The 15,844-nt window shown below is 30.0% G+C and carries 20 protein-coding genes; all 20 read left to right on the top strand.

Annotated features, from left to right (window positions below; all coding sequences use genetic code 11):
• The first annotated feature begins 170 nt into the window (after window positions 1-170).
• The 20 genes from STERM_RS14315 to STERM_RS14410 all read left to right on the top strand — a co-directional run bounded on the left by STERM_RS14315 (window position 171) and on the right by STERM_RS14410 (window position 15,835).
• Window positions 171-959, top strand: a complete 789-nt coding sequence (locus STERM_RS14315) for a hypothetical protein (RefSeq protein WP_012862339.1) — start codon at window positions 171-173, stop codon at window positions 957-959.
• A gap of 33 nt (window positions 960-992) precedes the next feature.
• A complete protein-coding gene (locus STERM_RS14320; RefSeq protein ID WP_012862340.1) occupies window positions 993-1,202 on the top strand; it encodes a hypothetical protein in 210 nt (69 codons plus the stop codon).
• Window positions 1,186-1,611 carry a MarR family transcriptional regulator gene (locus tag STERM_RS14325; RefSeq protein ID WP_012862341.1) on the top strand — a complete coding sequence of 142 codons (426 nt, stop codon included), beginning with the start codon at window positions 1,186-1,188 and terminating at the stop codon, window positions 1,609-1,611. Before STERM_RS14320 ends, STERM_RS14325 begins: the two co-directional genes overlap by 17 nt.
• Window positions 1,612-1,638: 27 nt before the next feature.
• The gene (locus STERM_RS14330) at window positions 1,639-2,196 is read left to right on the top strand and encodes a peptidoglycan recognition protein family protein (RefSeq protein ID WP_012862342.1); all 558 of its coding nucleotides are present in this window, start codon (window positions 1,639-1,641) and stop codon (window positions 2,194-2,196) included.
• Between the two features lie 331 nt (window positions 2,197-2,527).
• Window positions 2,528-2,926 carry a hypothetical protein gene (locus STERM_RS14335; protein ID WP_012862343.1) on the top strand — a complete coding sequence of 133 codons (399 nt, stop codon included), beginning with the start codon at window positions 2,528-2,530 and terminating at the stop codon, window positions 2,924-2,926.
• Between the two features lie 54 nt (window positions 2,927-2,980).
• The gene (locus STERM_RS14340) at window positions 2,981-3,451 is read left to right on the top strand and encodes a hypothetical protein (protein WP_012862344.1); all 471 of its coding nucleotides are present in this window, start codon (window positions 2,981-2,983) and stop codon (window positions 3,449-3,451) included.
• Window positions 3,438-4,571, top strand: coding sequence for a hypothetical protein (locus STERM_RS14345; protein ID WP_012862345.1), 1,134 nt, complete (start codon window positions 3,438-3,440; stop codon window positions 4,569-4,571). Before STERM_RS14340 ends, STERM_RS14345 begins: the two co-directional genes overlap by 14 nt.
• Entirely contained in the window at window positions 4,571-5,008 is a 438-nt protein-coding gene (locus tag STERM_RS14350) for a hypothetical protein (protein WP_012862346.1), read from the top strand. The genes STERM_RS14345 and STERM_RS14350 overlap by 1 nt, the downstream gene beginning before the upstream one ends.
• A 25-nt stretch (window positions 5,009-5,033) precedes the next feature.
• Window positions 5,034-5,540, top strand: a complete 507-nt coding sequence (locus STERM_RS14355) for a hypothetical protein (RefSeq protein ID WP_012862347.1) — start codon at window positions 5,034-5,036, stop codon at window positions 5,538-5,540.
• A gap of 279 nt (window positions 5,541-5,819) precedes the next feature.
• Entirely contained in the window at window positions 5,820-8,255 is a 2,436-nt protein-coding gene (locus STERM_RS14360; RefSeq protein ID WP_012862348.1) for a hypothetical protein, read from the top strand.
• 8 nt (window positions 8,256-8,263) lie between these two features.
• On the top strand, window positions 8,264-8,920 hold the full coding sequence (locus STERM_RS14365) for a phage baseplate protein (protein ID WP_012862349.1): 657 nt from the start codon (window positions 8,264-8,266) through the stop codon (window positions 8,918-8,920).
• Complete coding sequence (locus STERM_RS14370; protein ID WP_012862350.1) at window positions 8,892-9,233, top strand: hypothetical protein; 342 nt, start codon at window positions 8,892-8,894, stop codon at window positions 9,231-9,233. The genes STERM_RS14365 and STERM_RS14370 overlap by 29 nt, the downstream gene beginning before the upstream one ends.
• On the top strand, window positions 9,226-10,152 hold the full coding sequence (locus STERM_RS14375) for a baseplate hub protein (RefSeq protein ID WP_012862351.1): 927 nt from the start codon (window positions 9,226-9,228) through the stop codon (window positions 10,150-10,152). The genes STERM_RS14370 and STERM_RS14375 overlap by 8 nt, the downstream gene beginning before the upstream one ends.
• Before the next feature lie 9 nt (window positions 10,153-10,161).
• A complete protein-coding gene (locus STERM_RS21375; RefSeq protein ID WP_012862352.1) occupies window positions 10,162-10,800 on the top strand; it encodes a Gp138 family membrane-puncturing spike protein in 639 nt (212 codons plus the stop codon).
• Entirely contained in the window at window positions 10,800-11,162 is a 363-nt protein-coding gene (locus tag STERM_RS14385) for a contractile injection system sheath initiator (RefSeq protein WP_012862353.1), read from the top strand. The genes STERM_RS21375 and STERM_RS14385 overlap by 1 nt, the downstream gene beginning before the upstream one ends.
• 16 nt (window positions 11,163-11,178) lie before the next feature.
• A complete protein-coding gene (locus STERM_RS14390; RefSeq protein ID WP_012862354.1) occupies window positions 11,179-12,354 on the top strand; it encodes a baseplate J/gp47 family protein in 1,176 nt (391 codons plus the stop codon).
• On the top strand, window positions 12,347-13,000 hold the full coding sequence (locus STERM_RS14395; protein ID WP_012862355.1) for a hypothetical protein: 654 nt from the start codon (window positions 12,347-12,349) through the stop codon (window positions 12,998-13,000). Before STERM_RS14390 ends, STERM_RS14395 begins: the two co-directional genes overlap by 8 nt.
• Window positions 12,987-14,159 carry a phage baseplate protein gene (locus STERM_RS14400; protein WP_012862356.1) on the top strand — a complete coding sequence of 391 codons (1,173 nt, stop codon included), beginning with the start codon at window positions 12,987-12,989 and terminating at the stop codon, window positions 14,157-14,159. Before STERM_RS14395 ends, STERM_RS14400 begins: the two co-directional genes overlap by 14 nt.
• 13 nt (window positions 14,160-14,172) lie before the next feature.
• Window positions 14,173-14,979, top strand: a complete 807-nt coding sequence (locus STERM_RS14405; RefSeq protein ID WP_012862357.1) for a hypothetical protein — start codon at window positions 14,173-14,175, stop codon at window positions 14,977-14,979.
• A gap of 19 nt (window positions 14,980-14,998) precedes the next feature.
• A complete protein-coding gene (locus tag STERM_RS14410; protein ID WP_012862358.1) occupies window positions 14,999-15,835 on the top strand; it encodes a hypothetical protein in 837 nt (278 codons plus the stop codon).
• Window positions 15,836-15,844: the final 9 nt, after the last annotated feature.

Here is a 15,844-nt window from a genome sequence, read left to right on the forward strand (position 1 = left end):
TGAATTACTATATCATCAGATTTTATGATTAAATTCATTGGTAAACAGAAAACCAGCGTCCCAAGCGGACCTTCTGTATAGAAATATGCAGCAGGCCCGCTTTTTCTTTTATCTTTTATTCCCCAAAAGGTAAAAAATAAATATTTAATAATATTAAAAAGGAGGAAATTATGAATTCTATCACTAAAAAATATACTTCAAACAAAAGAAAGACAAAATATCTCTTTGCCCTGATGAGTGACATAAATCTTACAGAAGGCCATCAAAATCTAAAACTAGCAGAAAAACACCTGAAGGAAGCCAAAGAAAAAAATGCAAGAATTTTGCTTAATGGAAATACTCTTGATTTTTTTAAGGAAAATAAAAATTTTTATGCAAAAAGAAATCCTGAAAGTGAATTTCAAAAAAAACTCAGTATTGATTTTGCATATGAATTTTTAAGACCCTTTGCTTCAAATATTGACTTTATCTCATACAAAGACAGCGAACTTATAAATACACTGCCTTTGAAAAAGCTGACAAGCAGATTAAATTACAGCATGGACACCAATATTATCATATGTCCGTCCAAAAACTGGCTTACCTTAAATTTTCAAATGGGTCACTCCGGGTTTAAATACAGAATTTTTTCTGATGAGGGAAAAACTAAATCACCTGTTACCAAAGGCAAAATCCAGCACAGCAGACTTGCTCAAAAGATTGACGGTGCAGATGTCATCTGGCTTTTTGGCAAAAACAGCGACTATGAACACAGCCGTATTATCGAAACTTTAAATCCAAAAAATGAAATTCTTCATAAAGAAATTCTGGAATTAAGAACACCTTCATATTATAAGAAGAAAAATGATAAAACAATCACTGAAATCCCAGAGTCTTCAGGCGGGAGATGGCTGGAAATAGAGCTTCACAGAACTGATAAATTCGGTATTCTAATGACACATAAAAGTTACAAAATCTAAAAACTATTAAATAAAAAAACGGAGGTAAAACCTATGCTTGCAATAACAATTATAATATGTATCTTTTTATTTTTAACTACTGCTCTTATACTAAGCACTATTGAAAAAAAATACATTGTTAATGATGAACTTGTAGAAATACTTGAAAACCTGAATGAAAGAATCATAATACTTGAAAAAAAATCTAATCCTGACAGTAACCCTTACTTTCATAAAGGAGGAAGCAATGAAAAAACAATATAAAGAATATAAAGTCTTTGATAAGGATATTTCTGAATTTATGCTTTCTGAGGAACTTTCCTTCTATACACACGAAGAAATTGAAATAGAAACCATTGAAGATATTTATGATCTTAATATTACCGATCTGAAAAAAATTATCAATGAAAAAATAGAAGCCGGATCTTTTACAGATTTTCTAGAAAAACTATGCAGAAACAGACTTTTGAAAATTATTCCCATGCTTGTTTTAGATGAAAAGGAATTCTTTGTTTATGATTCATTTTATAAAAACAAAGAAACTCAGAGTGAAATAGGGAAAAAATTAGGAGTTACACGACAATCCGTAAATAAAGTAGTAAAAAAAATAAATGATAAATTTGATTATGCCGGAAAGAACATAACTTTACACTATTATGAAGAAATAATATAAGAATTCTATATAAAAAGGAGAAAAGCTATGAAATATAACGAAGTAATAAAAAGACATCTTACCATTAACAAGAAGAGAACGGGAAAAAAACTAGATTTCAAATGGATCACTGTACATAACACCGGTAACCCGAAAAGCAGTGCCGATAATGAAAGACGCTGGCTTGATAATCCTGAAAACACCACATCTACCGGCTGGCATATTGTGGTAGACGGAAAAGAAGCTATTGAAGCAGTTCCCCTTGATGAAATAGCTTATCATGCCGGAACAGGCGAAGGCAATTCCACAAGCATTGGAATAGAAATATGTGACAGTGCGGGAACTGCCGCTGAAAAACAGGCCGTTGAACTTATCGCGGATCTTTTGATAAGAAAAAACTGGGGAATCGATAAAGTCCGGACACATAAATCTTGGAGCGGGAAAATCTGTCCGCATTTAATCCTTCCCAGATGGAATCAGTTTACCAAAGATATTGAAGAGGAAATAAAAAAACAGAAATCTCTTTCTGGTGCTGACGGCTCTTCTAAAAAAGAGATTGAGCTCTTTGATAAATCAGGAAATTTACTCGGAAAAATTATACTGTAAACTATTTGGTTTACTAATCTGTATATATTGAGAACAGCAAAAATTTTTCGGTGTAAACTATTTGGTTGTCTCTTTACTATATAGTGAGGAGGGGTAAAAGTTATTCTCATTGCTTAATTATTTTCTGAAAATTAAGCACTTTGCATACCTTTTATTCTGACTTATTCATATATATCATTTCAATATGACAGTTTTAAAATAAATATGATTTACTCAGTTTTGTTTTAAAAATGTCCAAAATACAGGAATGTCCCTGAAGAAAAATTTTTCACTTCTCTTCCTTGATTATCTAAAATTTTTCTTCATACAGTCTTAAATTCAGGAGGAAAATATGTCAGAAAGCGCTTTCTTGGAAAAAATAAAAAAAGTTCATTTTCATGGTGAACTTATGACAAATTCATGTAAAACCCTGGAAAAAGAGGTGGCATTTCTTGAAAAAGAGCGTCACTCTTTGAAATCACAATTAGGTCATGCCCGAAAAGAAATAAGGGATTTTAAGGCACTTCTAAAAGAAAAAAACGTTCTTCTTACAAAAAAAGAAAAAGAACTCCAAACTATTAATTTAGAAATCATTAAAAGAGACCTGATGGAAAAGCATATGGTTAATATGTGCTTCAAAAAGCATATCATAGTTCATTTTGATATGGATGAAAAGGAATTGGAAAAAAATATCCTGACTTTTAAGTCTAGTCTGGAAATATTTAAAAATGAAATTTTAAACAGATCATAGTTCGCTTGACTGTTTAGAAAGCTGAATTCTCTAATTTTTGAAAGGAGAAAAGCATTGAATACTTTTGATATTACAAAGTTACTGAAAGGTGAAGCCAGAGCACTTATTCTGGAAAATGTCAATATTACCGACATACATATTTATGATGATGACTTCACCAACAAATCAGATATACAGAATAATGATTCAATTATTCTGTATTCTGTAAGACTCTCCAAAGCATATGAAGGTTTTGTTAATTATTTAAGTAATGACAAATCTATATGCAATCTGGTTTTTGAATCTTCTGTCACTCTTCAGACCAGAGACGAGTCAGTGAACCTTGGTGATCTTATGCTCTACATTTCAAATGACAGAGAAATCACCAAAAGATTTTCAAATTCCCATAATAAACTGGAAAAGAATATAAAAAATATCACTCCTATTCAGAATTCCAATTTTATTGAGAACGATCAAAAATGGTTCAAACAGATTTTAACATTTAATTTTATTTACGAGGGGGAATATACAAATGGCAATATATAAGCCTACTTTAAACTTTTTAAATACTGTAAAAGTTGAGACAAAATACTCAAAGAGTTACGTACAGGATCCTAGAGATGCTCTGTTTTTATCCACTGTAAAAGACGTGGAGCCTACTATCATTACTGAAGCCGCTGATTTACTGGAATTAGGTTTTGCCGCTTCTGATGTTATGTATAAGAAAGTGGCTGACGCTCTGGCTCAGGGAGGGATAGACACAATTATAGTTTATGGTGTAGATGTATCTGCTGATGCTGTTAATCTCACACCTGAAAGAATTATGGAAAAGTATGAAAATGAACCGGCTGCATTAAACTACTCTATTCTTATACTTGATGTAGTTAATCTGGAAAATGCTAAAAAATGGGCTGCTGCTTTTAAGCCGTTAGTTGATTCAAAGCACCTTTTTGTTCAGCTTGATAAAGTAAATAATACTTTGACAGATATAGAAGCATTCAGAGCTGCTTATGCCGCTGCAAATATAACTACTTTTATAGCTGATAATGATGAAAATATTGATAATGTGGATGCTATTACATGGGCAAGAATGAGAAACAGAGATTTAGGATCATATATTGTTCACTCTACTGAGGTAAGAGGTGTTAGACAACCAGATTTTACTAAAACTGAACAGGTTACTATGAAAAATGCCGGTCTAAATTTTATCTCCAATCCTATAAGAGGAAAATTCCATATACAGAACGGACTTGCCAATAACGGCGAGCCTGTAGAACTGCATCTTTATAAATTATGGGAATTGTGGACATTAAAAGAAAGACTTACAAGACTGCAGATAGAAATTGATAAGATTCCTGTTAACCAAAGCGGTTTTGAAATGATAGAAGCTGTAATAAAAGGGGTTGTTTTTACTGCTAAGAATATGGGAATTGCAAAATCTGTCAATGGAGATCCTTTTGCTATTGAAAGTAAAACAGATTCAGATGGAAATACCGTTAACTATTTGTTAGGTAAAGTAGAATTACAATTTCCATCTGAAGAAGATATCAGAAATTCTGATTTCAAATTCAGATATTTCCATACTTTATTAGATGGAGTAAGACATGTTGATGTAGCCGGATATATTTCACAAACCGGGGAACTTGTATTAGGAGGTAACAAATAATGATTAATTATAACTGGCAGAATGTGCATATAACTATGATATCAGATGATTTACCTGGCGGGGTATTAAAATTTGAATGCCTTCATGAGGAGGGCTTCAAAGATGAGAAAAAAGAAGAAGCAATACAATCCGTAGCTTTAAGCTGCGGACAAACAATAAATATTTCTAATAATAACAATGAATACACTCTGACTTTAGGTCTAGGTTATGGTACTGAAGAAGAAAAAACTTTAAATACTTTTTATCAAAAAGTGGCAGCTTTGAAACCAACTTATGATTTAACTATAGTTGTAAAAGATAATAATAACGGATCAGTTATAACATATCCAGGAGCTATTATAACTAAACCTTCTACTATAGTTCACAAAAAAGACGGAGCCTTAGATGCTAAAGTTTGGGAGTTTAAGGCTGAGAATAGAACTATTATATATGTATAAAAAATAAAATTTGAGAGGGGAAAAAATGGAAAAAAGAAATTTGAAAGCTAATAATTTTGATAAAGATAATGAAATAAAAAAAATACAGGAAGATTACCTTCAGGAAATAAAAAATGACAGTGGGATAATTGATTCTTTAATTCAACCAACAGAAGAACCTGTAAATTTAGAATTGTTAGCTAAAGAAAAAAATCTACAAGAAGCCTTGAGATTAAAAAATGAAACAAAAATAAAACAAGGTGACAGAATAAATTATTTTATGATAGATTTAGATGAAAGATTACGAGAAATATCATTTAAATTTCCTGCTACAAAACTAATTATCGAACTATCCGAATACGGCATTTCCAGCGACGGACGTTTATTTCTAGACCTTACAAAATCTGTTGATTTACTTATCAAAAACAATCTTTTTATTAATAAATTTGATATTGATGAATTTTATCAGGATCAGATAGAAGGGTTTGGTGGTTTCTTAATAGGATTATTAAGAAATCCCAGAAAATTTATACAAGACATATCTGAAAGATAGTTCAAAATTAAATAGTGAACTTATAATTAAAGATATTAACTTTATAGAAACTTTAGCTTTTGAATTGGAAATAGAGGGTTTTTTCCCCTCTTTCAATTCATTAAAATTTTTATCCCGTTATAAAAACGGTGAAATATCTGATTATGAATTTGATATTTTTTTAAAACAAATCTCCTATTCGAGATATCTTAAAGAAAATAAAATTGATAATCAATTCATAGCAAATCAGTATATAACCGGCTTTGTAAAAAGTTTCAAATAATGATAAAGGGGTTAAATATGAGTATAGATAAAACGTTTATAAATCTGGATTCTCTGATCGATTCTGCTGCACTAGAAAAAGTTATTAAAGATATTGAAAATAACATTAAGCATCTTGAGACTACTGCTGAAAAACTTCTTGAAATTTTAAATACAAAAGATGTTAAAAATACCTTGAAAACCACCGCACAATTTGGAATTTTAGCACTTAATGCTTCTGCTATTGCTAAAATAATAAAACTATTGGAAAATAGTTACAAAAATATTGAAATTTCTAATCTAGATCATGTTATTTTAGTTTTAGAAAAAATGCTGGAAGTATTTGATGCATTTGAAGAGGTAAAAAATAAAATAAAGAGTACAAGCAAAGATAATGGTAATTTTTATAAAGATAATATATTTGATTCCTTAATGAATATTTTTCTGGTTGCCAAAGATACTTTAGAGATGCTTGCAATAGAAAAAATAATTGAAATACTTAAAAATAGTTTCAAAAGTTTAGATCTTTCTGAATTAGATGATTTAATGGATGCATTAAGAAAAATAATTGAGGTATTTGAAGCTATTGAAGAAGTAAAAAATAAGATAAAAAGTATGAGTATGGATAATGGTAATTTTTTCAAAGATAATATATTTGATTCTTTAAAAGATATTTTTATTGTTTTAAAAGATGCTTTGGAAATTGGAATAGTTGAGGTTATCTTAAGATTATTGAGAAAATATCTAGAAACAGCAAATATGGCTGAATATGATACTCTTATTGCTTCATTGGAAAAACTCATTGAAGTATTAGATGCTATTGAAGCTGTAAGAAATAAAATCAAAAGTATGAGTATTGACAGTAACTCCTTTTTTAAAGATAATGCCTTTGATTCATTAAAAAATCTTTTCATTGTTTTAAAAGACTCCATAGAAGTTATTTTAATTGATATGATTTTAAGGGCTTTACGAAGTTATATGAAAAAAATGGATATGGTTAAATATGACAATCTTATAGCTGCATTAAAAAAATTAACTGAGGTTTTAAAAGCAATTGAAGAAGTAAAAAATACTGTAAAAGGTATGACTACTTCTAATGGTGTTTTTAACTTAAGTAAAATTCTTGGATTTGTTCCTGCTTCTCTTGAACTTACTGTTGATATCGGATCTATTATTTTTTTACAGGAAATCATAGAATTAATGGCTGGAGCATTCTCAAAAATAGATTCTAAAAAGATGGACCAGCTTATTGTTGATTTGAACAAAATGAAAGAAGTTTTAGTGACTATAAGAGAAGTTAAAGAATTTATTGAAGATATGACTGAGTCTAACGGAGTTTTTAATTTAAGTAAAATTCTCGGTTTTATTCCTGCCTCACTTGAACTTACAGTTGAAATCGGAGCTCTTACATTTATCCAGAAATTAATTGATTGGATGAGTGGACAATTCAGAAAAATAAAATCTCAGAATATGAATAGACTTATTACAGATTTAAACAGACTAAAAAAAGTTCTAAAATCCATAAGGGAAGTTAAAGAATACATTGAAGATATGACACAGTCTAACGGAATTTTTAAAGCGAGTACAATTTTTGGCTTTGTTCCTGATTCTATTGAAGCTGGTGTTGACATACTTGGATTAATTGCAATACAAAAATTAGTTGATCTTATGAGTGAGCAATTTCAAAATAATAAATTGACAAACCTCGAAAGTGTTACCGCTGAATTAGAAAAACTCAAAACCTTGCTCTCTTCAATAATGACAATCAAAAACTATATTGAAAGTATGACAGATTCAGACGGTATGTTTAAAGGTACAAAAACTTTTGGCTTTGCAGCTGAAACTGCCGAAACTACTGTTGATATTATTGGAATAACTGCTATTCAAGGAATGTTAAAGTTAATGGAAGGAGCATTTAAAAAAATCAGTTTTAATGATGTTGAATTATTTACTGGAAAACTTAATAAATTATTGGAAGTAGTCAGTAAAATTAAAGAGATTAAAGATACTATAGCTTCCCTAACCAATACTGATAATTTTTTCTCTAAAGACGGCATATTAAAAACACTTGCTACTTTTTTGGGATTTGGCAGCGAAGCTAAAGAAGAAGTAAATTTTCTAAAAACTATGCAGAAAAATATAAATGCAATAAATTCAGAAAGTATGGACAAACTTTTGAACACTTTATCGAAAATGCTTGAGATTATTGAAAAAATAAAATTATTGAAAGGCAATCTGCAAATTCCAGAAAGTGGAAGCTCTTTATTAGATTCGGGCAATATAAATGAATTGAATAATGGGATTTTAGATACTTCTCAAATTATTAAAAACAATATTACTAATGATAATTTGTTCAAAAATCCAGATGAACAAACAAAACCACAAAATAACATAACTTTAAATATTGGAAATATAGCAAATAAATATGATTTTGACTATATTATAGAAAAATTAACCACACTTCATTTGAGTTAGGAGGAAGAATGAGTTTACTAAATGAATGGATTATGGAAAATCTGGGAATTGATATGAAAAGTTGGGAACAAAAATTAACAAAATCACAAAAGAAAGAAAACTCTACATTCAGAGAACCCAATGGAATGTTAGGTAATATTCCTGTTTCTATCATTGAATTTCAGTATTCTAATAATAACAATATAAGTAATAATAAAATGATTTATAACAAAGAAATTGCTGATCATATTAATAATGAAGCATTTTCTATAAATTTACAGATATTATGTTATGGTGAAGAATATTTAGAAGAAATAAAAAAATTACAAACTTTAATCAGGGAAGAATCTGCTTCAAGTGCAGTTATTCCACTTTATTATGCTGGAACAAATGAATATTATTTTCCACTGGCTATAACAAGTTTAAATTTTTCCAACAATAGTAAAAGTAGATATTTTCAAAAGATTTCCTTACAATTAAAAGAAGTCAAAATATATAAAACACTCAATGATTATTCAGATAAACTAACTACAAATACTCTCAATAAAGAGGAATTTTTCCAGAATAAAAATCTTACTAAATTTGAAATACCTGCTAACCTAAAAGAAGAAATTCAAAAATCATCTGTATATAAGAAATTAGAAGGAGGTGTAAATAATGTTATCCAAAATATCTTTAGAGTATAATACACTAAAAGAAAATAATATAAGAATACTTTTAAATGATGGAACTAACAATAAAATTATTAAATTATCCCTTTATTGTATAAGAAATAATTGGTATGTTGATATTTATGACAGCACTACACCTTTACTTTTAGGGCAAGTTTTAAATACATGGATTGATTTATTTGAAATTATAAAAATCCATTATAAAAACTTTCCAAATTTACTTCTCACTGCTTTACCGTCTAACATAAATGGAATTAACAAGGAATTCAACAAATCTGTTGCTGGTATAACACAAGAAATATTTATAGTAGGAAATTCAAATGAATAAAAAAGAATATCATTTTAACAGATATATCAAGCTCATATTTACTTTAATGGACGGTGAAGAAACTTATGAGTTTGAACTTGATACTAGTTTCATAGATATAGAAACAAAAGTTAGTCTAAGTACTAATATCGAAAAAGATGACCATGCTATTTATTCAAACAAAGCTTCTATTACTATTTATAATCTTCCATTAAAAATAAAAAACGAATTGCTTGAGAATACACCTGTTACAATTACTGCAGGATATCTTGATCTTCCAGAAACTCAAGGAGTAATTTATAATGGAATTATAGAAAATGTATCTGAATCTTCAGATGGAGTGACTTCGAGAACTCAAATTCAATGTAGTGAGGCTAATGATGAATTTCAAAAACTAAAATATATAATTTCTATAAAAAAAACACAAGTAAAAGCCAGTGAAGTTTTAAAACGTATTTCCGAACATAGTAAATTAGAATTTGAAATCCAAAAGCTAGGAATAGATCTCATATATACAAGGGCCAGAACTTACAACGGAACATTGAAACAAATAATACAAAGTATAGCCAGAGACACAAACAGTCATGCATTTATAAGCAGAAGAAAAATATTTTTTTTGGATAATAAAGAACCTGTACTTGATGAATTAATCTGTGATATTGAAAAAGTAAAAAATATTACAGAGACTGATACCGGGTATTCTATTGACATGATTTTTGATCATAGAATGGAGCCAAATTATAATTTAAGTATTAAATATGAAGGAAATCGATTTAAAAAATCTTTAGAAGGAATATACAAAATAATAAGAGTTGAACATGACCTTAGTGCTCTAAATAATTCTTTTACTTCCAAAATAGAACTTGAAGATAGTTTAAAAAGTATACAGACTAAAGAAAAAAATGAAAATTATCCAAAAGAAATTAAAATTGAAATTTAGGAGATTTATATGAGAAAAAGTTTAGATTATATTTTTCAAAAAAAACAAAAAGATTTTTATGAAACATTAAATAATATCAATACAATTGCTTTAGCAAGAATAATTGAAGTAGATAATCAGAAATTAGAAGCTAATATTCAGCTAACTGCCAAATCTGAATTTAGGGGTCAATTTATTGAAGAAGGCCCTATTTATATGGTTCCTATTCTTCCTATTTTTAATTCTTCTAATTTTTTTATTAATGCTCCTTATGAATCCGGTGATTTAATTGTTGTTGGATTTTGTCAGCACTCTCTGGAAGGAATAATTGATGAAACTGATCAAACTGAACCTTTATCAAAAGATAAATACTCACACAATGATGCAATTATTTTGGGTAATATTACTTCTCAATACAAGGATTCATTTCCAAATGATATATCTATCCTACATAAAAATACAGGAAATTATATTCGAATCACTTCTGCTGGTAATATAGAAATACAAGGAGATACTAAAATAATTGGAAGTCTAGAAGTAACTGAAAAAGGAAAATACGGTGGATTACTGGAATCGAATACTGATGTACAAAGTAATAACGTCAGCCTAATAAATCATATTCATACAAATGTGACATCAGGCTCTGAAAATACAGGAGGTCCAAAATAATGAAAAGTAATGAAAATTGGTTAATGGACAATACAGGTGATATAAAAATCAAAAAAAATATTATATTAACTGAACCTGAGGAAACCATTGCACAAAGATTACAAAATAAAATTTCTCTTAATTATAAAGAATGGTTTCTTCATGAAAGCGAAGGAGTAAATTGGTTTGGAACAGAAAATTTAGAAGGAAATATTGGAAAAAAACTGACTGAACTTGTACTTGATTCACAAATAAAAAACTATATAAATTCTGACAAGGATGTAAGTAAAATTTTAGATTATACAACAGATTTTTCAAATAATGGAAACTATAATATTAAAATTTCTATTGCTACTAACAAGAATGGAATAATAAAAATTTAAAAGGAGGGAAATTTAAATGGGAATACTCACTCCTATTGGATACAAAAAAGAAACATTTTCAGAACATTTAGCTAATATAGAAAAGCGTTGGAAAGCCCGACTCGAAGACGATCAGTTTCAATTTGATTTTAATACTCCTGAAGGTATTCATAATGAATCTCTTACATATGAAATCTCTGCTTTAGATGAAGAAATATTAGAGTTGTCCAATATGTTTAATATTGATGGAGCTAAAGGAATTTTTTTAGATTATCTGCAAAAACTTTTACCTGTAGAACCAAGATATACAGGTAAAAATGCAAATGGTCTTATTATTATTGAAACAGATGTAGAACTTGTTATCCCTAAAGATACTGTTGTTACTGCAGGAACATTGGAATATAAAGTAATGGAAACCACTATTCTCAATTCAGTTAATAATGAAATTTACGTTATGGCTGTTGATACAGGAACTGAATACAATATTCCTGAAAGAGCAATAAATAAAATAACAGGATTCAATGTTTCAAATATTTATAACCCGTATGCCTTCACAAACGGAGAAGGTTTGGAAAGTGATTCAGATTTCAGATACAGACTTAAAAACGCCAAAAATAAAAGTGCTACCGCCACATATGATGCAATTAAAACTGCTCTTTTAGATCTTGATGTAGTCAGCGATGTAATTATTCTGGATCCTAAAACTACTCCTGCTACTGCTAACGGAACCACAAAAATAATTGTAGACGGAACACCCGACAGAAAAATAGCCAAAGCAATTTTGGATACTCTTGCTGCGGGAATAAATACAATTGCTGATCCTGCTCTGGATTACCACACAGAAGAATTTCTTATCACAAAAAAAATAAAAACTGCTATTACTTACAATATTCTGAAATTCAAATCTCTGAAAATAAAAGTTGAAGTTCTTGATGTAAATGGTGAAAAAGACAGCAGATGGACAAAGCCAATTCAGGACGAACTAATAAAATACTGTGATTCTCTTGGTCTTGGAGAACCTATGACATATAATGAACTGCATTCTGAAGTTAATGGAATAGATGAAATCAGATATGCAAAAGTATACGTTTTAGATAATTCTGAAAATCCAAATGCAGATTATCAGCTATATGATCTTGAGCATAAATTCGATATTATTGAAACCCAGAAATATAAGCTAAGCAGAAGTGATATCGAGGTAGTTTATGTATAGAGACGACAAATTAAACGAAGTGCTGGAAAGATTCCCGCATATGTATAATATTGATATCGGAAGCAATAATGAATTTTTGATAAGTTCTGTACTGGAAGAAATCAAAAATCTAAATCAGGCAGTTTATGAGCTTGCTTCAATGCTGGATGTCAGCAAGGCCAACGGAATCTGGCTTGACCGTCTTGGTAATATATTTGGTGTCTACAGAGAATCAGGAGAAAATGATGACATATACAGAATAAATATTCTGCAGTATTGGCTTATGGTTAGTAAAAATGCCACTTCCGAAGTTCTGATGAAATTTTTATTTTATATAATTGATGAGGAAGATCTTTATGTTTATAAAAAACAAAATGGACTTATTCATATTATTATCAATAAAAATAAGGAAAAAGAATACAAACATCTTATCGAAAAGGTCTTACTAAATATAAAAGCTGATGGTGTTAATTTTAACTTTGAATTTAAACACAGAATATTCAGGGAACATTTTGTCTGCGGTGCTACTATATGTGGCTGCGATATGTTCAGAATTGAAAATGAAGAAATTTTTGTGGATAAACTTCTGGAAATAAAACATAATGAAACAAATCTTACAGAATCTGGATATGACTCAGGAATGGAGGGAATAGATGGCGTTTATTAAAAAAGTTCAGGACTGGAAAGGTGAAAACCTGAGAACTTACAAAATAACTAATGCTTCTGCTATAGAAGCTGATGCCAGTAAAATTGACTGGCTTGGCGAAAAGTATGCCGAACAGATCGGTACTACTCTTGATGAAACAATTATGAATAATATTCAAAAAAACGGATGCTTTGTTGTCAACTCTGAGCATGATATTGTTAATGATACTGAATTTTATAATATCACAGGATTTGACGGTATCAAAGAATTTGGAATTTTTGAAAATTTAAATATAAAATTTAAAGTCGATGTGACTAATGTAAAGGAAAGACCCTTTATAAAGCTTAACGGAAATCTTTACGAGCTTGTCAGAAGAAACGGACAGGAGCTTATTTACCTTGCTAAAAATGAGCTTGTAAAAAATCATTCATACAATGCTGTTTACAGAGAAAATAAATTTGTTGTGGAAAGTGCTTCACTGCTTGCACAAGAAGAAGCATTTGGACTTATAAATATTAAAACTATTAAAAACCTTGTAAAAACAGAGGTTCCTGACGCTACTGAAACCACAAAGGGAATCAGCTCTTATTCTAATATTATTGATTATATTGACAGTAAATTCAGCAGATTTTTTACAAAAATTTTTCCTGTTGGTACTATTTACACTACTGTTAACAAAGATTTTGATCCAAATGTAACATTTGGCGGAACTTGGGAGCGATATGCCAAAGGAAGAACTTTAGTTGGTGTTGATACTAATGATGTCAGTTTTAATGCCGGTGAAAAGATAGGGGGAACTCAGACTACTACTTTAGGAGTAGGAAACTTACCTTCTCATAATCACAATGTTCAGGGAGCTACAGATGCTCAGGGAAATCACTATCATATTGTTAATGATCATTCACATTATGTCCCGCCTCATGCACATGGTCTCTCTGTTTTACGAGCTAAAGCCGGAGATTCAGGTGGTAATGGCGGTAATACTGCATATAATGGTACAATTGTTAATTATTCTACTGATGCCACTGATTTATGGACCCACGGTTCTGCCCCGGCCACAAACTGGGCTGGTCAGCATAACCACTGGTTTAACGTAACATCTGGAGCAACAGGAAGCGGACAGGCTTTTTCAAATTTAAGCCCGTATATAACAGTATATTTCTGGAAAAGAACTAAATAAAAGGCGGTGAATAATGAATAAAATAATCTTAGCTAAAAACAGGAAAGTAGAATTTCCAAAAAGAATAAAGCTCGTAGAACCTGATACATTAAACAATTACATCTACGACCTTGAATTCGAACCGGGACTTATCACAGAACCAGGAACAAATATTGATGCTGATCTTGTTAATCTTTTACAAAAGAACTCTTTTATAGATGTAAAGTGTAATACAGTATCTGAAACAGAAATAAACTCAAATCTTGAATCTGAACTTGATGGAATAACTGAATTTAAAGTTTTTCAGGGAATGAAGATAATTCTTGTTTTAGAAACAGCCAGCAGCTTTAATAAGCCTATACAGCTGAAATTTAAAGATGTCGAGGATGAAACAACTGAAATTCCTTTAAAAATCTATAATAACGGCTCACTTGAAAATGTCAGTAATCTTCCTGTAGGGATATATCAAATGATTTATATAAACGGCTCTTTCATTCTTATTTCTGATACTTCTTCAGGCGACGGCAGTATAAGCGAGATTTTATATGATCAGGATGTAGCCTTTCAGCCGCAGGATCAAATGGGTACTGCAGAAACAGGAATCTATATTCCTGATAAATATAATTTTATTAATATTGTCCTCTATCAGGGAACTAACAAAAGAGGAAATATGTTTTCCAGAGAGCTTTTAGAAAATAATGAACAGAGATTTTTTAATCTGCTCCCGTTTGAATATGATGATTTTACAGTCAGTGTGAATACAAAGAACAATTATTTAGTTTTACAGTCATATTACGGACTTACTGCTATTACTCATCTAAAAGTAGAAGGTATAAAGTAAATAGAAAAGGTGAAAAATAATGAACAGATTAATTTTAGCTAAAAACAGGAAAGTGGAATTCCCAAAAAGAATAAAACTTACTGAACCGGATACATTAAATAATTATACATATGATCTTGAATTTGATCCCGGGCTCATCACAGAGCCCGGAACAAATATTGATGCCAACCTTATAAATCTTTTACAAAAAAATACAATATTCGATCTGAAATGTGAAAAAGCAGAAACCACTGAAGTAAATTCAAATCTGGAAATAGAACTGGAAGGAATAAATGAGTTTTCTGTATTTCAGGGGATGAAGATAATTCTTCTTATGAAAACTGATGCCACTTTTGAAAAACCGCTGCAGCTGAAATTCACTGATAATGGTATGGAAAATGGTGTTTATCCTGTAAAAGTTTATAATAACGGAATACTTGAAACTCTTAATAATATGCCAAAAGGCATTTATCAGTTTATATTTATAGATTACTCATTCATATTGATTTCTTCCGGTTCTGCACAGCAGGAAGAAGAAAATACAAGAGAAATTCTCTGGCAGGGTAAACAAGCAATTGCAAATGGTGATTTTATCAGCTGTACTCTTGAAAATATTCTCCCGCCTGAAAATTCAAAAAATTATACATTAATAATTAATTTTACACATACAAACGGACTTAATGTAGATATTATGGTGCCTTCAGCCGGGCTGCTTTTTACGGGCTTTAATATAGCAATTCCTAATATTCTGCAAGGTCAAATAGCTTTTATTCTGGCTGTAGTTAAAAGGAATAACAATGATCTGGTTTTCAGCGGAACAAGATATACTGCTCTGCCAGCTTCATACCATATAAACCAGGTTACATTAATAAAATAATAAAAGGGG

This window comes from Sebaldella termitidis ATCC 33386 (assembly GCF_000024405.1).
Lineage (GTDB): Bacteria > Fusobacteriota > Fusobacteriia > Fusobacteriales > Leptotrichiaceae > Sebaldella > Sebaldella termitidis.

Excerpts from the sequence above, each read along its gene's own strand:
- STERM_RS14315 (WP_012862339.1), top strand. The coding sequence starts at position 171 with ATGAATTCTATCACTAAAAAATATACTTCAAACAAAAGAAAGACAAAA.
- STERM_RS14320 (WP_012862340.1), top strand. The coding sequence starts at position 993 with ATGCTTGCAATAACAATTATAATATGTATCTTTTTATTTTTAACTACT.
- STERM_RS14325 (WP_012862341.1), top strand. The coding sequence starts at position 1,186 with ATGAAAAAACAATATAAAGAATATAAAGTCTTTGATAAGGATATTTCT.
- STERM_RS14330 (WP_012862342.1), top strand. The coding sequence starts at position 1,639 with ATGAAATATAACGAAGTAATAAAAAGACATCTTACCATTAACAAGAAG.
- STERM_RS14335 (WP_012862343.1), top strand. The coding sequence starts at position 2,528 with ATGTCAGAAAGCGCTTTCTTGGAAAAAATAAAAAAAGTTCATTTTCAT.
- STERM_RS14345 (WP_012862345.1), top strand. The coding sequence starts at position 3,438 with ATGGCAATATATAAGCCTACTTTAAACTTTTTAAATACTGTAAAAGTT.
- STERM_RS14350 (WP_012862346.1), top strand. The coding sequence starts at position 4,571 with ATGATTAATTATAACTGGCAGAATGTGCATATAACTATGATATCAGAT.
- STERM_RS14355 (WP_012862347.1), top strand. The coding sequence starts at position 5,034 with ATGGAAAAAAGAAATTTGAAAGCTAATAATTTTGATAAAGATAATGAA.
- STERM_RS14360 (WP_012862348.1), top strand. The coding sequence starts at position 5,820 with ATGAGTATAGATAAAACGTTTATAAATCTGGATTCTCTGATCGATTCT.
- STERM_RS14365 (WP_012862349.1), top strand. The coding sequence starts at position 8,264 with ATGAGTTTACTAAATGAATGGATTATGGAAAATCTGGGAATTGATATG.
- STERM_RS14370 (WP_012862350.1), top strand. The coding sequence starts at position 8,892 with ATGTTATCCAAAATATCTTTAGAGTATAATACACTAAAAGAAAATAAT.
- STERM_RS14375 (WP_012862351.1), top strand. The coding sequence starts at position 9,226 with ATGAATAAAAAAGAATATCATTTTAACAGATATATCAAGCTCATATTT.
- STERM_RS21375 (WP_012862352.1), top strand. The coding sequence starts at position 10,162 with ATGAGAAAAAGTTTAGATTATATTTTTCAAAAAAAACAAAAAGATTTT.
- STERM_RS14385 (WP_012862353.1), top strand. The coding sequence starts at position 10,800 with ATGAAAAGTAATGAAAATTGGTTAATGGACAATACAGGTGATATAAAA.
- STERM_RS14390 (WP_012862354.1), top strand. The coding sequence starts at position 11,179 with ATGGGAATACTCACTCCTATTGGATACAAAAAAGAAACATTTTCAGAA.
- STERM_RS14395 (WP_012862355.1), top strand. The coding sequence starts at position 12,347 with ATGTATAGAGACGACAAATTAAACGAAGTGCTGGAAAGATTCCCGCAT.
- STERM_RS14400 (WP_012862356.1), top strand. The coding sequence starts at position 12,987 with ATGGCGTTTATTAAAAAAGTTCAGGACTGGAAAGGTGAAAACCTGAGA.
- STERM_RS14405 (WP_012862357.1), top strand. The coding sequence starts at position 14,173 with ATGAATAAAATAATCTTAGCTAAAAACAGGAAAGTAGAATTTCCAAAA.
- STERM_RS14410 (WP_012862358.1), top strand. The coding sequence starts at position 14,999 with ATGAACAGATTAATTTTAGCTAAAAACAGGAAAGTGGAATTCCCAAAA.